This window comes from Neoalteromonas arenosi, assembly GCF_030362855.1.
Taxonomy (GTDB): Bacteria; Pseudomonadota; Gammaproteobacteria; order Enterobacterales; family Alteromonadaceae; genus Alteromonas_E; species Alteromonas_E arenosi.
The window spans coordinates 408,089-429,686 of sequence record NZ_JAUCBP010000001.1 but is presented as its reverse complement, the minus strand read 5'-3'; the positions used below and the strand labels follow the sequence as shown (position 1 = coordinate 429,686).

Below are 21,598 nucleotides of genomic sequence, written 5' to 3'. Positions count from 1 at the left end.
TTTGTTTCGTCTTCCCGTTGAAGCGAGCGCGCATTCTACAGACATCATTTACATCGTCAACCGCTTTTTGAAAAAAAATCAAAAAAAGTGTTCGTTTGTGTGCAGAATAGCCAAATAGCGATGCTAAACTAGGCAAAACCCTATTTTATTCCATGAAACTAAGCGAACTGTTAATGACAATTAAAAGCTATAAAGGGATCAGCCCGACAATTGGTGAAGATGTATATATAGATGATAGCGCGGTAATGTACGGTGATATCGTAATTAAGAAAGATGCCAGTATTTGGCCATTGGTTGCTGTACGCGGTGATGTAAACCACGTGCGCATCGGCGAACGAACTAATGTGCAGGATGGTAGTGTGTTGCACGTTACCCGCACATCGGAAAAGTTCCCTAAAGGGTTTCCGTTAATTATTGGCGATGACGTAACCGTTGGGCATAAATGCATGTTGCACGGTTGTATTCTTGGCAATCGAATATTGGTCGGTATGGGGGCGATCGTAATGGATGGCGCTGTCGTCCAAGATGATGTATTCATCGGCGCAGGTACAGTAGTGCCACCTAACAAGGTATTAGAGTCGGGGTATCTATATGTAGGTAACCCGATGGTACAGAAGCGCAAACTGTCCGACTCTGAAGTTGCGTTCCTAAAACAGAGCGCACTTAATTACGTCAAGCTAAAGGATGAATATTTAGCAGAGGCTTAAAAGAGTACTTCTGATATTAAAATCGCTGCAATTATTACTAGATGTGGAAAAGCTACCGTCGGTTTAATTGCAGCTTTGCAATATTCTAACACCAACCCCATCGGCCCAAGCCGTCGCGCAGCAAAATCACGATTAAATTGAAATGGCGCTATCTGAACGGATGACACCAAAGCAGATTCAATAGCAAGGATGCGGTTTTCTATGCGCGCCTGAAATGTTTTCCAAATTGCGTCCTGTAGCCACAGCGTCGCGAATGTTATCGCAAATAAAAATAATGGGGCTTGCGTGCTAATAAATACAACAAACGTGCATATCGCGACTAATTTAATGATCAGCGAAAACTTTTCGTAACTATCAAACTGGTTTTGTAGCACTTGCCACTCAGCTTGTAACTCAGGATTGCTTGTTTGATTATCTGCCATAAATTAATCCTGTTCTCTTAATAACTGCATAACCGGGGCTACGTCAGGTTGTTTGCCCGTCCAGATAGCAAAGCTAAGGGCGGCTTGACCTATTAACATTCCCAGCCCATCACGAATTTGTGATGCTCCATGTTGTTGCGCCCAAGTTAAGAATGCAGTTGGTTTGTCGCCATACACCATGTCATACGCCAAGGCACTGCCCGCAAAAAGACCGGGATCAATTTGTGGAACGTCACCATGCAAGCTTAAGCTTGTCGCATTGATTATTAAATCAAATGGCGCTTTGGGAATATCGGCAAAGTTGCAGGCCGTTACTTTGCAATTGCTTGACAGCCCATTACATATGTCAGCAAGTGATTGTGCATTCTCCAGAGTGCGGTTGCTGATGGTGAGCGAAGCAATGTGTTGATTTAATAAGTCCACCAGCACACCACGTGCCGCACCACCGGCTCCGATTAATAAAACACTACTACCCGAAATAGAATCGAGCACCGCTAGGATATCGTTAACCAAGCCACCGCCATCTGTATTAAAACCTTTCAACCGACCATCTTCGAGTACTTGCAAGGTATTAACAGCGCGAGCGGTTGCAGCAGCAGGTGACAACAGCGCAGCAATCTCAAAAGCCTGCTGCTTAAATGGTGCAGTAATATTGCATCCCACTGCGTCTGGTTGGGCTAAAAAGCGCTGCGCATCTTGTTTAAACGAGTGCTCATCTGATAACTCAGCGGTATAGCGTACCGGGAGTTCAAATTGGGCAGCAAATTGCTGATGGATGATAGGCGACTTACTTTGTTTTATAGGATTGCCAAACACGGCGAGCTTTAACATAAACTTCAACAGCACATAGACTTGATGCTTAATACTGTAGCGACTTTGTGATCGGTTTGGAACGCAAAGCTAAATTCGAAAAGAAAAAAGCCCCTATACAGAGGGGCATAAGTACAACAGGGGAACAATAATTAGAACTTGTAGCCTACAGATAATGTGTAAACATAGGGGTCGATATCGACAGTCTCGATTGTACCTCGTGTAGCAACAGCAGGAACACCACCAATATCAAAGGTCGCTTCTGTCTCTATATCGATGTAGCGAATTGAGGCATTAATTAACCAACCATCTTCCAACATATAATCGAAACCAATCTGAGCAGATAAACCGAATGATGCGTCTAACTCCAAGTTCGAAACAGTGGCTGGTGCGCCTAAGTCTGCTTGAGTCAGTGCTTCGATAGTAGTTACAGCGCCGTCCTTAAAGTCTTCATCAAAGAAAATAGTGTAGTTAACACCAACACCGGCATACGGTTGGAACTTAGCCGCTGGATCGTTAAAGAAGTAGTTCACAGTAACTGTTGGTGGTAAGTGTGAAGTTTCAGCAAGTGTACCTGCAGCAAATTCGATGTCGTGTTTAAACGGTGTTGCGGCCAGAACTTCAACGTTGATTTGGTCACTTACGAAGTACGCAAGGTTCAAACCCAATTGAGTATTGTTGTCTACATCTACAGTCAACGAAGTGCCCACAGACGGAAGTGCTTGGCCAAGGTCTAAGCTACCCGCTAAAATAGGCGAGCTACTTGCGTCCGGTGCGACGTTTGTTAAGCCGCCGCGCACTATCCAATCACCTTTTTCATAGGCAAACGCAGAAGGTGCTGTAATCGCTGCTAATAAAGCGAGAGCAATAGTGGTTTTTTTCATCTTTTTAATCTCTGTGTGTCGAATTGATAGTGCCACTATAGAGATTAGAAAGATGAAAAGGTTGATCTGGAACAAGTCTTAAAAACCCCTCCCCGAAACAAGAGGTTACGTTTGATCCAAATCAAATGTCAGCGTCGCTTTTGACTATCTAGCCCAACCAGTCTGTTGGTTTAAGCCATTGTTGTAAGTCAGCTTCTGGCGAACCGGTTGGTGGAGTGAAACCATATTCCCAGCGCGCTAACGGTGGCATCGACATTAGAATAGACTCAGTGCGGCCACCACTTTGCAACCCAAATAATGTACCGCGGTCATAAACTAAATTGAATTCAACATAGCGGCCTCGTCGATAAAGCTGAAATTGGCGCTGCAGTTCAGTGAATGCGGTATCTTTGTTGCGGGCGATTATCGGCAAATAGGCGTCTAAATAACCATTCCCGACGGCCTGCATAAAGGCGAAAGAACGTTCAAACCCCCATTGATTGAGGTCGTCGAAGAACAGGCCTCCTACACCCCGAGTCTCATTGCGATGAGGCAAAAAGAAATATTTGTCACACCACTGTTTATATTGAGTATAAACATCTTCACCAAACGGGTCACACAGATCTTTCGCAACTTGATGCCAATGCACAACATCCTGTTTAACGGGATAAAATGGCGTAAGATCAAAGCCTCCGCCAAACCACCATATGGGGTCTGCCCCTTCTCTCTCGGCCACAAAAAAGCGCACATTTGCATGCGATGTTGGAATGTTTGGGTTACGTGGATGAATGACTAACGAAACTCCCATTGCCTGAAAGTGACGACCGGCCAGCTCTGGTCTTGCTGCTGTTGCTGAAGCCGGCATTTTGTCGCCGAACACATGGGAAAAATTAACCCCACCTTGTTCAATTACAGCCCCGTTTGACATTACCCGCGAACGGCCCCCGCCGCCCTGCTCTCGCCGCCACTCATCAGTGATGAAGTCTGCCTCTCCATCGGCGTTTGATAGCGCCTCGCAAATCGTTGTTTGTAACTCTAAGAGGTATGCTTTGACGTTACTAATATGTGCATCGGTAATCGGTGTTAGAGGTGAATGATTGGGTTGTGACATTAACTACTCTTTGCTTGTTTATGCTGACACTTAGGTTGTGGGCATAGATATTCGTCGTTCATGTCTAACATAATACCCCATCCACACTGTTCACAGCGAGTGGCAATAGGCGGATGATTCACTACGTATTTGCATTTGGGATACCGATTACAACTATAAAACGTTTTTCCAAAGCGATTGGTGCGTTGCACGAGAGAACCTTGCCGGCACTTCGGACAACTTACTTCGGTTTTATGTTGCGGTTTAAGTGATTCAATGTGATGACAATCAGGTGCATTGGTGCAGCCGATAAACAACCCATAGCGGCCTTTCTTAACCGCAAGTAACGACGAACACTCAGGGCAAACGGACCCATCGATTTCCTTGATCGTTTGCGTCTCGCTATCGTGCAATGGCTTGGTGTAATGACATTCTGGATAGCTTGAGCAGCCGATAAACGCACCCGTTTTACCGCGTTTAACTATAGTGTTCGCCCCGCATTTGGGGCAAGGCCCAAACGCATCAGCCAACGCATGACTTGAAGCATCAAACAATGCGTGATTTATCTTGCTCACTGTTGCCTCAAGCTATAATCCTGCAATTAGTGAAGAACGCCGTCGTGTTCGTCGAACAGTAAGTCTTCCATTTGGGCATAGGCATTTTCTTTGCCTGGCACATTGAAAAGCACCATCAAAATGACCCATTTAAGATCTTCCAAGCAGAATTCTGCGGCGTCAATTTCCATCACTCGATCAATCACCATTTCCCGCGTGGCACCATCGAGTAAGTTAACCTGCTCTAGAAACATTAAAAAACCACGACACTCAACATCTAAGCGCATTTCTTCTTCGTGCGTGTAGACACGGGTTACACTGGCAACTGCGCCTTTGGTCAAATAGGGCTTTATATCCGTTTCTTGCAGGGCCGCTAATTTCTCCAGCCATGCTAACGCTTTGTAGATTTCATCATGATGAAAACCCGCACGCACAAGCTCTTCCGTTAACTCGTCTTGGTCAACGTGAATTTCGCTTTCACTGTGAATGAAGTTTTCGAACAGATACATGAGGATATCGAACATGTTATTTTCCCCTCAATTTTACATAGCCTCCTGAAGTGGCGGCTACGAAACCTCGCAACTCGTATTGTAATAATTCTGCCAATATTTGCGGTACTGGCAGCTTGCTGCGTTCGGCGATAACGTCAATTGTTGTAACGTCAAAGTCTACACTATCTAACAACGGCGGAGATGCCAAGTGTGATTCTTGACTTTTTTTTGCACGCTGCGGCAGTGCCAAACTAAGCTGCTGATATTCTTCTAAAATATCTTCTGTGCAGGTCACTAGTTTAGCGCCTTGCTGAATAAGCCAATGACACCCAGAGGCCTGTGGGTGGTGAATGTTGCCCGGTATTGCAAATACATCTTTGTTTTGTTCTAGCGCTGCCTTAGCGGTTATTAGCGAGCCGCTACGCATCTGCGCTTCGACCACCAATACACCTAGCGCTAAACCACTGACTATACGGTTTCGCTGTGGAAAATGGTCTGGTTTTGCAGGGGTCCCAGGCAGATATTCACTGATGAGCAGCCCGTTGGATACTAAAATTTTGTCAAACACCGCGAGATTTCGTCTTGGGTAAACAACATCGATACCGCAACCTAAAACCCCAATAGTTATGCCGCCTGACTCTATACACCCTAGATGGGCCTGGGCATCAATCCCAAGCGCCACACCGCTTGTTATCGACATGCCGTATTGTGCTAGTCGCTTTGCAAAATCATAAGCATTGCATTTGCCGGTCGCTGATTGCTTTCGGCTGCCGACGATTGCGACAGAAGGCATCGTCAAAGCCTGTAAATTGCCATTCGCAAAAAGCAAAAATGGTGGCCGACTCAGTTGTTTTAAAGCCGCAGGGTACTGCTGGTCTGCGAGAGTGATTACAAAACGCTGCTGCTGTGGGTTATGCCATTGCGTGCCCGTGGCAATTTTGGGACAGTTAAGTGAATCCCGCCATTGCTTGACTTGCTCGACACTAAAGCCCAACTTTCGTAGCTGCCAGTCGGATGCCTCAGTAAGTTCTTCTAGCGGGCCGGCTAGATTGTTGAGTAATCGCTGATAAGCTTTGGAACCGAAGCCAGATAATGCGTTTAGACGCAAATATAGCCGTCGCGTTTTGCTATCGACCCATTGGAATGTATTTGCCAAGTCTCCTCCCTGAGACTATTAGAGCGTTCGTTGTTAAGGTGTGCCGACAATCGCTCCGTCTTTCACTAATTCGCTGGCACGCGTGATCATCGCGTAGCTTGCTTTATCGAAGGTTTTGAACACAACGAGCTCACCAATTTTGAACGCGGGTTGTTCGATCTTATTACCCGAGTCAAAAGCACTTTGAGCAATGCCTTTCTCGCCATCATATTTGGGTTGTTCACCGTCGTAAATGGTTGGACCCTGTAAGTAAATACCCATCACAGTGCCTGCTTGAACATCACTCTCGCCGAGGTCTACTATGACGACATCATGTTTACCGAGTAACCCTCGCTGATGCAGGTTTCCTACGACCTGACCGCGCAGTCCACTCGACGCTGGCTCAAGCTGGATTTCGGATACATTGAATTGCTCAGGTTCGTACAATCTGTCACCGCGCTTTGCTTCATAGTTACTTTGCTCTACGCGAACTAACCATTCATTATCAGGTTGCGCTTCGGTAAGTTTGCCATCAGCAACATGCCTAACTTGAACGCCAATTAGATTACCGTGACGATCGAACACTTCATTTTGCTGTCTGACAATTGCATAGTTTTGTGCCGCACGCCCGCGTGCTCTAGCCAGAACAATATCCTCTGAAACAAAACGAACATCACCTGTATTATTGCCCAGAATGTGAGGCAACCGCTCGTACTCTTCAGCTGACATGATCGTGTCATTGTTTAAATAGGGAGCGATTGCACTCCAAGGAAGCAGCGGAACAGCACCTGCTTTTGTAGAAGTCGACGCACTTGGAGATAAACTCACCTGACGCTTGTCAGGCCTGTCGACCACAATCACTGGCTGACCATTTTGCCATTGCAGAATAAGCACGTCACCGGGATAAATGAGGTGAGGGTTGAGAATTTGGGTGTTAGTTCGCCACAACTCTGGCCACAGCCAGGGCTGATCCAAAAACAAGCTGGAAATATCCCATAGCGTATCGCCCTGTTTAACCACATAGCGTTCGGGAGCGGTTTCTTTAACTTGGATTTGCTGAGCAAAACACCACATTGGTATTAGCAGTGCAATCAATAGTAATTTTAGCTTTGGTTTAAACATACCTTCCCCGTATGAAGTGAGTTTGTGCTACGCATTTCGAACCTCGTAAATAGGGTATCGGTTACATTTGCCAATCCCTAAGAAAGCGTGCACGTAATAACCGTTATGCGCTAGAATAGTAGGCACTTAGACCATATTAAAGCGTGTTATGCCACGTTTAGTATAGGAATTGATACTGAATTAAAGTGTAGTTGAAAAAAATCATGGCAATATTAGAAGTTTTAAGTTTCCCCGATGAACGCCTTCGCACGGTAGCGAAGCCTGTGACGGAAGTCGATCAAGAGGTCAAGCAATTGGTCAGCGATATGTTTGACACCATGCGTGCCGAAAATGGTATTGGTTTGGCTGCCACACAAGTTAATGTGCATCGCAGAGTAGTCGTCATGGACGTATCTGAAGAGCAAAATGAGGCACGTGTTTTTATTAATCCAGAAATCGTGGAGAAGCGCGGCAGTAAAATTAATGAGGAAGGTTGTCTTTCTGTGCCGGGTAACTACGCCAAGGTCGATCGCGCTGAATGGGTTAAAATAAAAGCGCTTGACGAAAATGGTAAAGCGTTTGAACTGGAGGCAGAAGGCTTACTGGCAGTTTGCATTCAACACGAACTCGATCATTTACAGGGCGTACTCTTTGTAGATTATTTATCCCCGTTGAAACGCCAACGCATCCGCAAGAAACTCGAGAAAGAAGCTCGTTTGGCAGCGCGTGCATAAATGACAGATACCAATCGCTCGCTGCGCATAGTTTTCGCTGGCACACCCGACTTCGCGGCTCAACACCTTGCAGCATTGCTCGCGACTGAGCACGATATCGTTGCGGTTTATACTCAGCCAGACCGTCCAGCTGGACGAGGTAAAAAGCTCCAAGCAAGCAGCGTAAAACAACTTGCGTTAGAGCATGACTTACCCGTCCTGCAACCACATTCATTGAAAACCGACGATGCCCAAGCGACATTAGCTGCCACGAATGCCGACTTAATGATAGTGGTCGCCTATGGCCTGATATTGCCTCGAGCAATTTTGACGACTCCGCGCTTGGGTTGCTGGAATGTGCATGGCTCTATTTTACCCGCATGGCGCGGTGCGGCGCCTATTCAACGTTCGATTTGGGCCGGTGATGCTGAAACGGGCGTAACCATTATGCAAATGGACGAAGGTTTAGATACTGGTGACATACTCCATATTGCCAAAACGCCGATTGATATCAACGAAACCAGTGCATCACTATATGCGAAGCTTGCAGAACTCGGTCCGACAGCATTAATCGAAGCATTAAGCACAATTAAAGAGCTTCGCGCTGTGCCGCAAAACAGCGAGCAAGCAACTTATGCTAAAAAGCTGTCAAAGCAAGAAGCAGAATTGGATTGGCAACTTGAGGCTGAGCAATTAGAACGCAATGTCCGCGCATTTAACCCATGGCCAGTAGCGTGGTTTAACCGTAATGGTCAGGCCATTAAGGTATGGAAAGCCAGTGTCGTTGTAGGCTCAAACAAGCCACCGGGCACGATCGTCAGTGCGGATAAGCAAGGCCTGCGGGTGGCCACCAGTAGTGGTGACTTGCTGATCACGCAGATGCAAATACCCGGGAAAAAAACCGCTGCGGTAGCCGACATCCTCAACGGAAAAGCCGAATGGTTTTTACCAGGAACGGTAATCAGTGAACAAGAATAACAGTGCTGTAGCATTACGCGTTGATTGCGCCACAATCCTATTTGAAATTCTCGAAAATGGTCGCTCCAGCCGAGCGCTGCTGGCCGAAAAGCAAGCGCGATATACTCAAGCACGAGATAAGGCGTGGCTACAGGAAATAACCTTCGGCTGTCTGCGTCACGTGCCGACTTTACAGTTTTGGTTACGCCAGCTATTACAGAAGCCACTTAAGGGTAACAAAAAAGTTATTGAACACCTGCTGATGGTCGGGCTGTATCAACTAGCGTATTCACGCGTATCACCCCACGCCGCTATTGCTGAAACCGTAAATGGTTGTCAAAAACTTCAAGCAGGGTCGTTGAAAGGCTTGGTGAACGCTATTCTGCGCGAGTTCCAGCGCGCACAAATGCAACGTGAGTTACCGCCTTCAGCGGCGGCTCAAGCGGGTTTCCCAAAATGGATCTTTCAAGCTGTTAATGAATACTACCCCGAACAAGCAGAGCATATTTTTGCCCAATCGAACGCCAAAGCGCCACTTTGGTTGCGTGTAAATCGCACGCAAACAGACCTCGCGAAGTTTTGTCGAGCACTGGAACAAGCAAGTTTACCTTTCTCGCTAAGCGACATGCATCCCGACGCGGTAATACTAGAGCGATATACTGATATTCCGTCTATCCCAGGCTATGACGACGGTTGGTTTGCAGTACAGGATGGTGCAGCGCAGTTAGCCGCAGACTTTATGCAACCCAAAAAGGGCGAGCGAATTCTCGATTGCTGTGCAGCACCTGGCGGTAAAACCTGTCATTTGCTTGAGCGTCAACCGACTATTAAATGTACGGCTTTAGATAACGATAAAGAGCGTTTAGCCAGAGTTGAGCAAAATCTGCAACGGTTGAAGCTAAATGCACAGGTATTATGCGCTGATGCCAGCAAGCCTGACACCTGGTGGGATGGACAGTTTTTCGATCGCATTCTGCTCGATGCCCCCTGCTCTGCTACCGGGGTTATTCGACGTCACCCAGATATTCGCTGGTTGCGCAAGCGCACCGATATCGATGAACTGGTTGCACTACAAGCCACTATTCTGAACCAGCTTTGGTCCACACTAAAACCAGGTGGGGTTATGGTTTATGCTACGTGCTCAATACTACCAATGGAAAACCACCGTCAAGTTACTGCGTTTGTAAGCAATACCAATGACGCAGCGCTCGAAGTAGAACGGCAGATATTACCCGGCGAGCAACAAATGGATGGTTTCTATTATGCTATACTGCTAAAGTCATGAGGATAACAACAACAATGCTGAAGTCTTTAACGAGTAAAGCATGAAAATAATCATCGTCGGCGCCGGACAAGTCGGTGGAACTCTTGCTGAAAACTTAGTGGGAGAAAAAAATGAAATCACCGTGGTTGATGCCAACGGCGAGACGTTGCGAGAACTACAAGATCGCCTCGACCTAAAAGTCGTTGCAGGTGTGGGCTCACATCCAGATGTTCTGCGCCAAGCGGGCGCCGAGGATGCCGACATGCTAATCGCTGTTACCAACAGTGATGAAAGTAATATGATGTCCTGTCAAGTCGCTCATTCACTGTTCAATACTCCAACCAAAATTGCTCGAGTTCGCTCGGAAGAGTATTTGTTGTATCAGTCTGATTTGTTTCAAGCTGAACACATTCCTATTGATCACGTAATTGCGCCAGAGCAGCTTGTTACCAAAGCAATAAAAAGGCTGATTGACTATCCAGGCGCTTTGCAAGTGGTCGAGTTTGCCGACGGCAAAGCAAGCTTGGTCGCGGTTAAGGCATACTACGGCGGTTTACTCGTTGGTCACGCGCTATCCGCTTTGAAGGAGCACATGCCAAATGTTGATACTCGAGTAGCGGCGATTTACCGTCGAGGTCGCCCTATTCGGCCGTTGGGGACCACCATCATTGAAGCAGACGATGAAGTGTTTTTTATTGCTGCGACCAAGCACATTCGGGCTGTAATGAGTGAGTTGCAAGAGCTCGAATCGAGTTACAAACGGATCATGATTGCAGGTGGGGGTCTGATTGGTGCAGGTTTAGCCAAACGTCTAGAACACAAACACAACGTAAAATTAATTGAGTACAGCCAAGAACGTGCGCGTTTTCTCGCCGCTCACTTGGATAAAACCATCGTCTTTAGTGGCGATGCCTCCGACGCTGAATTGCTATCGGAAGAGAATGTGGAGCAAGTCGATGCATTCATTGCTGTTACCAATGACGACGAAGCCAATATCATGTCAGCAATGCTAGCAAAGCGCATGGGCGCAAAGAAGACTATGGTATTGATTCAACGCAGTGCATATGTCGACTTGGTGCAAGGGGGAGAAATTGACATTGCGGTGTCGCCGCAACAAGCCACCATATCGGCACTTCTTACCCATGTTAGGCGCGGTGATATCGTCAACGTATATTCACTGCGACGCGGAGCCGCTGAGGCTATAGAAGCAATCGCACACGGTGACGAAAACACTTCCAAAGTTATCGGCCGCCAAATAAAAGATATCAAACTGCCACCAGGCACTACAATCGGTGCGATTGTGCGCAATGACGAAGTGCTCATTGCTCACAGTGATACGGTAATCGAAGCCGATGACCATGTGATCCTATTTTTGGTTGACAAGAAGTTTATCAGTGACGTAGAAAAACTATTCCAACCCAGCGCGTTTTTCTTTGGCTAACTTCGCCAGAATGTCGGCGAGAAAAGTACTAACAGAGAAAAAATCTCAAGGCGCCCAAACAGCATGGCAAGTACCAATAGCCATTTGCCAGAGTCAGACACATCTGCATAGGTTCCGGCCACGGACCCCAAACCAGGCCCCAAGTTGTTCAGTGTAGCGGCCGTTGCCGTAAATGCGGTGATATCGTCAAGACCCGTCGCGATTAAACCAATCATAATGACTACAAAGACAATCGCATACGCCGAGAAAAAGCCCCATACAGCTTCTACTACTCGTTCAGGCATAGAGCGATCACCTAATTTGACGGCATAAACAGCTCGCGGGTGGATTAGTCGGTCAACCTCGCGTTTTCCCTGTAAAAAGAGCAAAAACACGCGGATCACTTTTAAACCACCACCGGTTGAACCAGCACAACCGCCAATGAAGCTGGCAAAAATTAACATAATGGGTAAATACGCAGGCCACTCCGAGAAGTTGGTCGTAGCAAAGCCAGCTGTGGTACTGATCGAGACCGCTTGAACCATCGCCTGGTCCAGGGCCGCTTCGGCGGTATCGTAGTAATTAGCACCCACCAGCACCAGAAAACAAACAGTAATTAAGGTGAATTGAATAGCGAAAAACGCTTTAAATTCAGGATCACGCCAGTACCCTCTCAATGAGCGGGATGTTGCAGCAGCGAAGTGGAGCGAAAAGTTCAGCGCGGCAATCCATAAAAATACGACGCAAACGATGTTGACTACCGGGGAGTCAAAATGCCCTAAACTAGCGTCATAGGTACTAAACCCACCAATTGCAATAGTAGAAAAAGCATGACATATCGCATCAAACCAGCCCATTCCTGCAAAGTAATACGCAATAGTGCACGCAGTGGTGAGTGACAAATAAATATACCAGAGCTGTTTCGCGGTATCCGCGATGCGCGGTGTCATTTTCGAATCTTTGACCGGACCTGGTGTTTCTGCTCGATATAGCTGCATTCCTCCAACACCTAGAATGGGTAAAATTGCGACTGCCAAAACAATGATCCCCATACCGCCCAACCACTGGAGCTGCTGACGGTAGAACTGCACCGCTTTGGGCAAGTAATCGATCCCCTCAATAACTGTTGCACCTGTCGTGGTTAAGCCCGAAAAGGACTCGAAGAATGCGTCAGTAATACTCATTTGCGGTTGTTCTAAAAGGATAAAAGGCAGTGCACCAAAACTCGCTAGCACTGTCCAAAACAATACGACGATAAGAAAGCCTTCTTTTGCCCGGAGGTCAGAGCGATGCAAGCGATTGGGATACCAAAAGGCTGTACCCGTTATCACACAGAGGAAAAAGGCCAGAATAAACGGCAGGCCACTGCCGTCTTGATAAATCAAAGAGACTAATGCAGGCGGGATCATAGTGACACTAAAAAGTGCCACCAATAAGCCGAGAATTCGGATAATCGACCGATACTGCATGTAAACCTGAGTTTGTATTGTTTGAGTTGTACCGTTGATTATGGTGATAACTACTGAAAACTTAAAGTTTTTTATTTCAACGGTCGATTACTTGGCGATTAATAGCGCAAAGAATAATTTGAGCCTAACAGTTTTGCCTAACCCCTTGGTGTTATTGGCTTATGCGCGTTTTACTTTTTATCGTCAAAACAAATGTTAAAAAAATATTAAAATAAGCACTTCCCTTGGCAAAAAAATATGCTAGATTACTGGGCCGTGTTGAATCCGCATGAATTTTATTCAATCGACGTTTTCCACAGGATAAAAAAACAACAATCTGGACTCATCTCTTTTAGCGTAATAGCAAAAAAGTATTAATTAACAGCAACATGAGGCATGCTCTCAGCATGGCAACCTCAGGTTTTCTGTACCTATATCAAAGCTTAATCACAGACTTATCCACAGCCAAAGTGCCTTCCTTCGCGTCTCTGCATACGTGGTGTATCGAGTGTAATTATGGCATCCTTAAACCGAACAATTTGGGAATGTTTTTAATGTCAAATGCTAGCAAACCGCCTTTCATCCTAGTCGATGGATCCTCTTATTTATTTCGAGCCTTCCACGGAATGCCGCCGCTGACCAACTCTAAAGGTCAAGATACAGGTGCTATCTATGGCGTGATTAATATGTTGAAGAGTTTAATCAAAGAATATAACCCAACTCACATAGCTGTAGTATTCGATGCGAAAGGCAAAACTTTCCGAGACGATATATACCCTGAATACAAAGCCAACCGACCGCCAATGCCGGATGAATTGCGCAGCCAAATAGAGCCCCTGCACGCTATCATTAAAGCCATGGGATTACCGATAATTGTTGAGCCTAACGTGGAAGCTGATGATGTGATTGGCACGCTGGCTCAACAAGCCTCAGAAAAAGGGATCGATACACTAATAAGCACTGGTGATAAAGACATGGCTCAATTGGTCAATCAACACGTCACACTGATCAATACCATGAATAATCAGATTATGGATGTTGCAGGTGTCCAGCAAAAGTTCGGTGTACCACCAGAACTGATTATTGATTTTCTTGCACTTAAAGGCGACAAGGTCGACAACATTCCGGGTGTGCCCGGAATTGGGGATAAAAGCGCGCAAGGGCTGTTAAATGGTATAGGTGGCATAGACGCGATTTACGCTAATTTGGACAAAATTGCGTCATTAGAGTTTCGTGGTGCCAAAACACTAGCAAACAAAATGGCCGAGTATGAGGAGCAGGCAAAACTGTCCTATCGCCTAGCAACTATTGCACTTGATTTGGATTTAGCGTTTACGCCAGAAACATTGGAACCCACAGCCCCTGACAACCAACAGCTAGCAGAGCTGTTTGCAGAATATGAATTTAAGCGCTGGTCTCAAGAGGTCGCTGCAACAAATGATGGTAACTCAGACTCAGCCAGCCAAGTTCAAACTGCAGAAGACTCTGTAAGTGTTGAGGCAGTTTTTGGTAAAGGCGAATACATTACTATTTTAGATGAGGAAACATTCAAGCTGTGGCTCGATAAAATTAATAATGCTGAACTTATCGCTGTAGATACAGAAACCACTAGTTTGGATTACATGCAGGCTGAGCTAGTCGGAATATCGTTATGTACTGAACGCGGTCAAGCAGCTTATATTCCTGTTGCCCACGATTACCCCGGGGCGCCTGAGCAGCTGGACCGCGATTGGGTACTCGCACAGTTAAAGCCTTTCTTGGAGGATCCACACCCACGTAAAATTGGTCAACACATCAAATACGATATGAACGTGTTGGCAAATTATGACATTAAGCTCAATGGCGTAATGTTCGATACCATGCTTGAGTCATACGTACTCAACAGTGTGGCCACCCGCCACGATATGGATTCTCTCGCTCTTGCGCATTTAGGTCACGCGACTATTTCATTTGAAAGTATCGCTGGTAAAGGCGCAAAACAACTAACGTTTAATCAAATTGCGCTAGCAGAAGCTTCACCCTACGCCGCTGAAGACGCGGAAGTAACCCTTGCATTGCATCAATGTTTATGGCCCAAGTTACAAGCCACAGATGAACTTAAAAAAGTTTATCAAACAATCGAACAACCGCTGATTCAAGTACTTGCAAAAATGGAACAAACAGGCGTCCTGATTGACAGCCAGCAATTAAGCCAACAGTCCCAGACGCTAGCGGCTCGAATTGTAGAGCTCGAACAAAGCGTACACGAAGAAGCGGGTGAAGCATTTAACTTGGGTTCACCAAAGCAGCTGCAACATATCTTGTTTGAGAAAATGGACTTACCGGTTGTTAAAAAGACGCCTAAAGGTGCCCCATCAACCTCAGAAGAAGTTTTACAAGAACTCGCCGCACAATATCCATTACCTAAAATGATTATGGAGTACCGCGGTTTGAGTAAGCTGAAAAACACCTACACCGACAAGTTACCCAAGATGATTGACCATCGTACTGGCCGCGTTCATACCTCGTATCATCAGGCAATTACCGCCACGGGTCGCTTGTCATCAACTGACCCTAATTTACAAAACATCCCGATAAGGACTCCTGAGGGTAGACGAGTGCGCCAAGCCTTTGTACCCCGAGAGGGCTTTGTGATTGTTGCTGCCGATTACAGTCAAATTGAATTGCGAATTATGGCTCATCTTTCCGAGGATAAAGGCTTACAAACCGCCTTTGCGAGTGGACGTGATGTGCATGCCGCTACCGCCGCGGAAGTTTTTGGTGTGTCATTAGATGAGGTGACAACCGATCAGCGTCGCAGTGCTAAGGCAATCAACTTCGGTTTGATTTATGGAATGTCGGCATTTGGCCTCGCCAAACAATTGAATATTCCGCGTCACGAGGCACAACAGTATATGGATACTTACTTTGAACGGTATCCTGGCGTTCTGCAATATATGGAAGATACTCGCGAAGCGGCTAAGCAAAGCGGTTACGTTAGTACCGTTTTCGGCCGACGCTTGTATTTACCCGATATTAAATCGAGCAACGGCGCACGACGCAAAGGCGCTGAGCGAGCAGCTATCAATGCGCCAATGCAAGGCACAGCCGCCGATATAATCAAACTCGCCATGATTGCGGTTGACGAATGGGTTTCGGCCCAACCAGACGACTCTGTTTATATGATCATGCAGGTACACGATGAATTGGTTTTTGAAATTAAAGAACAATTTGTAGACAAATATGTACAGGAAATTACAAAAATCATGGAAACGGCGGTTTCCCTCTCTGTCCCATTAATTGTAGAGGCCGGAGTGGGATCGAACTGGGATGAAGCGCATTAACAGGTGCGTTACTTGAATACATTTCTGTAATTTAATTACAAAAAAACCTTGAAATTTACCACAACTGATTTAAACTTAATCAGGTAGGGTACAGAGGTTAACAAATTTGTGTTTCAACCTTTGCTTTAACCCCAGTCATTTGACTGGGGTTTTTTTATGCTCGAAAAAAACTTTGAACTTTTCAGAATCCCACAACTCTTAATCTACGGTTTTTGTGTGTTTTCTCTGAAGTCCTATTACCCCGCCTTATGTGCGGGGTTTTTTTTGCTCGTGACTATTCGATGCCGAGCCATGATGCAAGCGTTCTTTCTAAATCAGGTAGTCCCAACCGATTCAGAGATGAGAATGTTTTCACCGTAACATCGCCACAAAAAGCTAAGGCGGCTTCTTGAGTAAACATAAGCTGCTCTTTGCGCTTGCCGCTTTTTAGCTTATCCGCTTTGGTTAATAACGCTAATACCGGAATATTCGCGCCTACAGCCCAATGAATTAGCTCTTGATCAAGATCTTTAAACGGATGCCGAATATCCATTAAAACCACTAAGCCTTTCAGCGATTCGCGTTTCTGCAAATACTCAGCGAGTGCTTGTTGCCATTTCTTTTTCATTGCAATTGGCACTTTGGCGTAACCATAACCAGGCAAATCAATTAGGCGTCTATCTTGGTCAAGCTGAAATACATTGATCATTTGTGTACGACCTGGCGTTTTACTGGTACGCGCTAAGTTCTTTTGCCGAGTCAGTGTATTAAGTGCACTACTCTTGCCGGCATTTGAGCGCCCCGCAAAAGCGACTTCAACACCGGTATCTGGTCCTAGGTGTTTAATGTCAGGCGCGCTCAACGCGAATTTAGCTTGAGTAAAGTAGGTCATTTGTGGCTCTTAATGTAAGTCGTTAGTGATCAAAGACAGGTATAGTTTATCTATATTGACGAATAAATATTACACATTTCCGTGGAAAAGGTTTTTCTGTGCAGTGAAACGTGTAAAATATGAATGTTATCACGCTTTTAGGGTAACAATTCACCAGTGGAAGAAATGATTTATGAAAAAACTTGGTTTGCTATATTGCTTTGCCGTCCTTTCTGCTAACGCTGCGTTTGCTCAAGAAACAACGGCTGGAGATCCAGAAGCAGGGAAAGCGAAATCAGCTGCCTGTGCAGCCTGTCACGGCAATGACGGTAACAGTATGATTGATATGAACCCTAAAATTGCTGGTCAACATGCATCGTACTTAGTTAAGCAATTACAAGATTTTAAGACAGCATCGCAAACAGGCGGAGCAGAAGGTCGTAATAATGCGGTGATGAATGGGTTCGCTGCAGGGCTTTCTGAACAGGACATGCGCGACTTAGCAGCGTATTTCTCAAGTCAAGACATGACGCCAGGCGAAACGCCAGAGAATATGATCGAACCGGGCGAAGCGCTATATCGCGGTGGTGATGCCGATCGCGGTATTACAGCGTGTATCGCCTGTCATGGTCCGCGCGGTAATGGCATGGGCCTAGCGAACTTCCCAGATATCAGCGGTCAACATGCGACTTACACAAAAGCACAGCTGGAAATGTTCCGTTCTGGCGATCGCGCCAATGACCTTAATGGCATGATGCGTGATATTGCGGCGCGTTTAACCGACGAAGATATTGAAGTGCTTTCTCAGTATTTGAGTGGTTTACATTAAGTCGTCAAAAAATTGTCATCTTTTTTTGTAAAAAAGTTGTAATAAAAATTTTTTGCTGTATTCTACATTGCGAATTGAGTTTTAACGTGCTCTCCAAGACCAAAAACAACACGAGCCGTTTAACAAACTTCAAGATTGGAAGAGTCAATAAAGTGTCAGGAAGACCCAAAACAATATAATCGCTCTGTGAATAATAATAAAAAGTAGAGTGGCTAGGACGGCGATACAGCACACAGAAGTGCTCAATGGGAGAAGTGTCAAACGGCACTCATAAACAAGGTGATGGCTAGCTGCCCTCACCTTTTTTCTTTTCTGGTGGTTCAAAAACTCACATGCCCTGTCCGCTGTGCTCAGCCCTTAAAACTGACTTTTTTTATGCCGATAAAAAACGCCGTTTTCTGCGGTGCGGTGAATGCCATTTAGTCTTTGTGAGTTCTGAGTTTTTACCTTCTATTAACATTGAGCGGGCAGAATATGAACTGCATCAAAACAGCGATGATGACCTGGGTTATCTAAAATTTTTAGATCGTGCTCGTCTCCCCTTGCTTAATAATATCGAATCGCCAGCCAATGGACTCGATTTTGGATCTGGCCCGAATCCGGTTCTTGCTCGTCGTCTTGCGCAAGACGGTTTCGATATGCAGGTTTACGACCCACTTTTTGCACCAAACCCGCCCCAAAAGCCCAAAAACGGTTTCGACTTTATCGTTAGTACTGAGGCTATAGAGCATTTTCACCAACCCGATGTCGAATGGCAGCAATGGCTCGATTTACTATCACCGAACGGTCTTTTAGTGATTATGACTAAACGGTGGTTATCAGTGGAGAAGTTTGCCAATTGGCACTATAAGAATGATCAAACCCATGTATCGTTTTTTAATTTAGCGACCTTTGAATATTTGGCCAAGCGCGATGGTTTTTTACTAGAAACTCCAGGTGCAGATGTTGTTTTGATGCGACGACTGTGTGCGGTATAATCTCGGCATTATTCGATAAGATACAAATCTCAATGGCACGAGCAAAGAAATCACGCAAAGGCGGGCCTATCGGCGTAGCTAAGGCGCCCAAAGATTGGCAAAGTAAACCACAGCGCCCGAGCAAACCCACGCGCGTAAAAAAGCACAAGGGTAAAGCGCCGGGTTCACGTCACAATGTAGACACCAAACCGCAAGCAGCAGGTAACCAAAAAACAGTTACAGATAAGCGTATAGGCAGTAAGAAACCTGTACCGCTAGTGGTGAAAGCGACATCAGAGCCCATTCAAAAAATCGAAAAACGCAAATACGCCACTCCAGCACAAGAGCTTGCAGCCCTTGAAGCTAACGAGCGTTTTAATTACCTGCTTGACCAATTGGAAGACGGGGCAATTCTCAAAGATGATGATCGAAAATGGATTGATGCTCAATTAGAGCGACATCAGGTGCTGTGTGATTTACTTGGTATCAAGGAAAGTGATGATGAAGATCAGGACAATGATCCTTTTGCGCAGCTAGACGCTATCCGTATTGACGATTTTAAAGACTAATACGATATGCAAATACTTTTTATTGCTCTTGGCTTAACCATTATCGCCGGTTTAGGCTTCTATGCCGGCAAGTTGTTGTTTCAGTTAAAGCAACAAAACGAACGTCAGCAACAAGCCCGACAAACACGGATTGATAATATAACGCAAAGCATCCAAACCATTGCAATGGCAATGGAGCAACAACAGTGTGATTTTTCCGAAGGGGCAATCCGCATCTGTAACTTGCTAGCCGCGATTCCTGTTATTCCGCAACCCGATTATCCCGCTATGTATCCTCGGATTCATCAGCTTTATAAAGAAATAAGCCACTTCCCTACACACGATGCGCGTAATGCTCTGAGTAAAGCGGAGCGGCGAAAACAAGACAGGGAGCGAGGACAAATCGAAGCAAACCACGAATCGGCTATTCTCAAAGAATTACAAGAACTACGTCAGATAGAGCCATACTAACGAGCTAGGGAGAACTCGTTTATAGCGATGACGATTTATTTTAGCGCCTAGCTAATTTCACGACTTCGTCGTAACAGTGGCAGTCGACAGTGTGGTCGTTAACCATCCCTACCGCCTGCATAAATGCGTAGCAGATAGTGCTACCAACAAAATTAAAGCCTGCCTTTTTTAACGCTTTTGACATCGCGTCTGATTCGAGCGTTGTAACAGGTAACTGATCTAATCGCTGCCATTGATTGACGATGCTCTTGTGATTGGTAAATTGCCAAATAAAGTCACAGAATGTTTGCTTTTCTTTGATTGCTAAATACGCTTTTGCATTGCGAATAATTGAATTTACTTTAAGTCTGTTGCGCACGATTCCAGGGTTTTGCAGTAATGCCTCAACGTCTTTTTCAGTCAGCCGAATAATTTTGTGCGGGTCAAAATTAAAGAAGGCTTTTTCATAGTTTTTTTGCTTTTGAAGAATGGTAAACCAACTCAAGCCCGCTTGTTGTCCATCCAAGCACAACTTAGCAAATAGTTCTTGGTCATTCAGCACCGGACGTCCCCATTGGGTATCGTGATATTGCTGATATAGCGGATGAGACGAAACCCATCCGCAGCGCGTGGGTTCCTGCACAGCAGAATCAATCTCTGACATACTCAATTCCTTATATTTGGGCTACTTTCAAGCCCGCTGAAAATGTATACTATGCCACTTTATTTGACTTTCGCTATAGAACTGTATTGGTAGCATGCAAAAATACGACATAAAGACGTTCCAGGGCCTGATTTTAGCTCTGCAAGACTATTGGGCCAGACAAGGCTGTGTAATCATTCAACCATTGGATATGGAGGTTGGCGCGGGTACTTTTCATCCCATGACTTTCCTTCGCTCGCTAGGACCTGAGCCTATTAGTAGTGCCTACGTGCAACCCTGTCGCCGACCAACTGATGGTCGCTACGGTGAAAATCCAAATCGCCTGCAGCACTACTACCAATTTCAAGTAATGTTGAAGCCATCACCGGAGAATATTCAAGAGCTATATCTCGACTCTTTAAAAGAGCTTGGCTTTGATCCTCTCGTACACGACATCCGTTTTGTCGAAGACAATTGGGAATCACCAACTCTCGGTGCTTGGGGTTTAGGTTGGGAAGTATGGCTTAATGGCATGGAAGTCACTCAATTCACCTACTTCCAGCAAGTTGGTGGCCTTGAATGCAAACCCGTCACTGGCGAAATCACATATGGCTTGGAACGTCTAGCTATGTACATCCAAGACGTCGATAGTATTTATGATTTAGTCTGGACTAACGGACCAATGGGCACAGTTACTTACGGCGATGTTTTCCATCAGAACGAAGTTGAACAATCTACGTATAACTTTGAGTACGCCGATGTTAAGACGTTATTCCAGCAATTTGACGACTGTGAATCAGCTAGCCAAATGTTAATAGACAAAGGCTTAGCACTGCCGGCTTACGAACAGGTAATGAAAGCATCTCATGCATTTAATTTATTAGATGCGCGTCACGCGATATCAGTGACCGAGAGGCAACGCTATATTTTACGTGTTCGCACTTTAGCAAAAGCCTGTGCCGAGCAATATTATGCAAGCCGAGAAGCGCTCGGTTTCCCAATGTGTCAAAAGGAGCAGTAATCG

At 45.7% G+C, this 21,598-nt stretch carries 22 protein-coding genes; 11 read left to right on the top strand and 11 right to left on the bottom strand.

What is annotated here, in order from left to right; all coding sequences use genetic code 11:
- The first annotated feature begins 152 nt into the window (after positions 1 to 152).
- Entirely contained in the window at positions 153 to 707 is a 555-nt protein-coding gene (locus QTP81_RS01970) for a gamma carbonic anhydrase family protein (protein ID WP_353059711.1), read from the top strand.
- Here the strand turns inward: QTP81_RS01970 and QTP81_RS01965 are convergent.
- The 8 genes from QTP81_RS01965 to QTP81_RS01930 form a co-directional block, all read right to left on the bottom strand.
- Positions 704 to 1,129, bottom strand: a complete 426-nt coding sequence (locus QTP81_RS01965; protein ID WP_289363358.1) for a hypothetical protein — start codon at positions 1,127 to 1,129, stop codon at positions 704 to 706. The two genes, QTP81_RS01970 and QTP81_RS01965, sit on opposite strands and share 4 nt — an antisense overlap.
- Positions 1,130 to 1,132: 3 nt before the next feature.
- Complete coding sequence (gene aroE / locus QTP81_RS01960; protein ID WP_289363357.1) at positions 1,133 to 1,960, bottom strand: shikimate dehydrogenase; 828 nt, start codon at positions 1,958 to 1,960, stop codon at positions 1,133 to 1,135.
- Between the two features lie 131 nt (positions 1,961 to 2,091).
- A complete protein-coding gene (locus tag QTP81_RS01955; RefSeq protein WP_289363355.1) occupies positions 2,092 to 2,823 on the bottom strand; it encodes an OmpW/AlkL family protein in 732 nt (243 codons plus the stop codon).
- Positions 2,824 to 2,971: 148 nt separating this feature from the next.
- Positions 2,972 to 3,913 carry an oxygen-dependent coproporphyrinogen oxidase gene (gene hemF, locus QTP81_RS01950; RefSeq protein WP_289363354.1) on the bottom strand — a complete coding sequence of 314 codons (942 nt, stop codon included), beginning with the start codon at positions 3,911 to 3,913 and terminating at the stop codon, positions 2,972 to 2,974.
- The gene (locus QTP81_RS01945; RefSeq protein ID WP_289363352.1) at positions 3,913 to 4,467 is read right to left on the bottom strand and encodes a DNA topoisomerase family protein; all 555 of its coding nucleotides are present in this window, start codon (positions 4,465 to 4,467) and stop codon (positions 3,913 to 3,915) included. Before QTP81_RS01945 ends, hemF begins: the two co-directional genes overlap by 1 nt.
- Positions 4,468 to 4,493: 26 nt before the next feature.
- Positions 4,494 to 4,970 (bottom strand): DUF494 family protein, encoded by a 477-nt coding sequence (locus QTP81_RS01940; protein ID WP_289363350.1) that lies wholly within the window; start codon positions 4,968 to 4,970, stop codon positions 4,494 to 4,496.
- Position 4,971: 1 nt separating this feature from the next.
- Positions 4,972 to 6,093 carry a DNA-processing protein DprA gene (gene dprA / locus QTP81_RS01935; protein ID WP_289363347.1) on the bottom strand — a complete coding sequence of 374 codons (1,122 nt, stop codon included), beginning with the start codon at positions 6,091 to 6,093 and terminating at the stop codon, positions 4,972 to 4,974.
- A gap of 33 nt (positions 6,094 to 6,126) precedes the next feature.
- A complete protein-coding gene (locus tag QTP81_RS01930; protein ID WP_289363345.1) occupies positions 6,127 to 7,194 on the bottom strand; it encodes a LysM peptidoglycan-binding domain-containing protein in 1,068 nt (355 codons plus the stop codon).
- A gap of 203 nt (positions 7,195 to 7,397) precedes the next feature.
- On the opposite strand from QTP81_RS01930, the gene def reads away from it, so the two are divergent.
- Genes def through trkA form a run of 4 tightly spaced genes read left to right on the top strand, consistent with a single transcriptional unit; the run spans position 7,398 to position 11,548 of the window.
- Positions 7,398 to 7,907 carry a peptide deformylase gene (gene def, locus QTP81_RS01925; RefSeq protein WP_289363342.1) on the top strand — a complete coding sequence of 170 codons (510 nt, stop codon included), beginning with the start codon at positions 7,398 to 7,400 and terminating at the stop codon, positions 7,905 to 7,907.
- Positions 7,908 to 8,864 carry a methionyl-tRNA formyltransferase gene (gene fmt, locus QTP81_RS01920; protein ID WP_289363341.1) on the top strand — a complete coding sequence of 319 codons (957 nt, stop codon included), beginning with the start codon at positions 7,908 to 7,910 and terminating at the stop codon, positions 8,862 to 8,864.
- Positions 8,851 to 10,128: a 16S rRNA (cytosine(967)-C(5))-methyltransferase RsmB gene (rsmB, locus tag QTP81_RS01915; RefSeq protein ID WP_289363340.1), complete on the top strand. Its 1,278-nt coding sequence runs from the start codon at positions 8,851 to 8,853 to the stop codon at positions 10,126 to 10,128. Before fmt ends, rsmB begins: the two co-directional genes overlap by 14 nt.
- Before the next feature lie 40 nt (positions 10,129 to 10,168).
- Entirely contained in the window at positions 10,169 to 11,548 is a 1,380-nt protein-coding gene (trkA, locus tag QTP81_RS01910) for a Trk system potassium transporter TrkA (protein WP_289363339.1), read from the top strand.
- On the opposite strand, the gene QTP81_RS01905 is transcribed toward trkA, so the two are convergent.
- Entirely contained in the window at positions 11,545 to 12,996 is a 1,452-nt protein-coding gene (locus QTP81_RS01905; protein WP_289363338.1) for a TrkH family potassium uptake protein, read from the bottom strand. The genes trkA and QTP81_RS01905 overlap by 4 nt on opposite strands.
- A gap of 533 nt (positions 12,997 to 13,529) precedes the next feature.
- Here QTP81_RS01905 and polA point away from each other — a divergent pair.
- A complete protein-coding gene (gene polA, locus QTP81_RS01900) occupies positions 13,530 to 16,298 on the top strand; it encodes a DNA polymerase I (RefSeq protein WP_289363384.1) in 2,769 nt (922 codons plus the stop codon).
- A gap of 274 nt (positions 16,299 to 16,572) precedes the next feature.
- Here the strand turns inward: polA and yihA are convergent, their stop codons facing one another.
- On the bottom strand, positions 16,573 to 17,169 hold the full coding sequence (gene yihA, locus QTP81_RS01895) for a ribosome biogenesis GTP-binding protein YihA/YsxC (protein WP_289363337.1): 597 nt from the start codon (positions 17,167 to 17,169) through the stop codon (positions 16,573 to 16,575).
- A gap of 172 nt (positions 17,170 to 17,341) precedes the next feature.
- Between yihA and QTP81_RS01890 the strand changes: the two genes are divergently transcribed.
- From QTP81_RS01890 to QTP81_RS01875, 4 genes are all read left to right on the top strand, one after another.
- The gene (locus QTP81_RS01890) at positions 17,342 to 17,977 is read left to right on the top strand and encodes a c-type cytochrome (RefSeq protein ID WP_289363336.1); all 636 of its coding nucleotides are present in this window, start codon (positions 17,342 to 17,344) and stop codon (positions 17,975 to 17,977) included.
- A 428-nt stretch (positions 17,978 to 18,405) separates the two neighbouring features.
- Positions 18,406 to 18,954 (top strand): class I SAM-dependent methyltransferase, encoded by a 549-nt coding sequence (locus QTP81_RS01885; protein ID WP_289363334.1) that lies wholly within the window; start codon positions 18,406 to 18,408, stop codon positions 18,952 to 18,954.
- A gap of 32 nt (positions 18,955 to 18,986) precedes the next feature.
- Entirely contained in the window at positions 18,987 to 19,502 is a 516-nt protein-coding gene (gene yihI, locus QTP81_RS01880) for a Der GTPase-activating protein YihI (RefSeq protein WP_289363333.1), read from the top strand.
- Positions 19,503 to 19,508: 6 nt separating this feature from the next.
- Positions 19,509 to 19,952, top strand: a complete 444-nt coding sequence (locus QTP81_RS01875; protein ID WP_289363330.1) for a DUF2489 domain-containing protein — start codon at positions 19,509 to 19,511, stop codon at positions 19,950 to 19,952.
- Between the two features lie 40 nt (positions 19,953 to 19,992).
- On the opposite strand, the gene QTP81_RS01870 is transcribed toward QTP81_RS01875, so the two are convergent.
- The gene (locus QTP81_RS01870) at positions 19,993 to 20,595 is read right to left on the bottom strand and encodes a DNA-3-methyladenine glycosylase I (protein ID WP_289363328.1); all 603 of its coding nucleotides are present in this window, start codon (positions 20,593 to 20,595) and stop codon (positions 19,993 to 19,995) included.
- A gap of 94 nt (positions 20,596 to 20,689) precedes the next feature.
- On the opposite strand from QTP81_RS01870, the gene glyQ reads away from it, so the two are divergent.
- Positions 20,690 to 21,595: a glycine--tRNA ligase subunit alpha gene (glyQ, locus tag QTP81_RS01865; RefSeq protein ID WP_289363326.1), complete on the top strand. Its 906-nt coding sequence runs from the start codon at positions 20,690 to 20,692 to the stop codon at positions 21,593 to 21,595.
- The last annotated feature ends 3 nt before the right edge of the window (positions 21,596 to 21,598 follow it).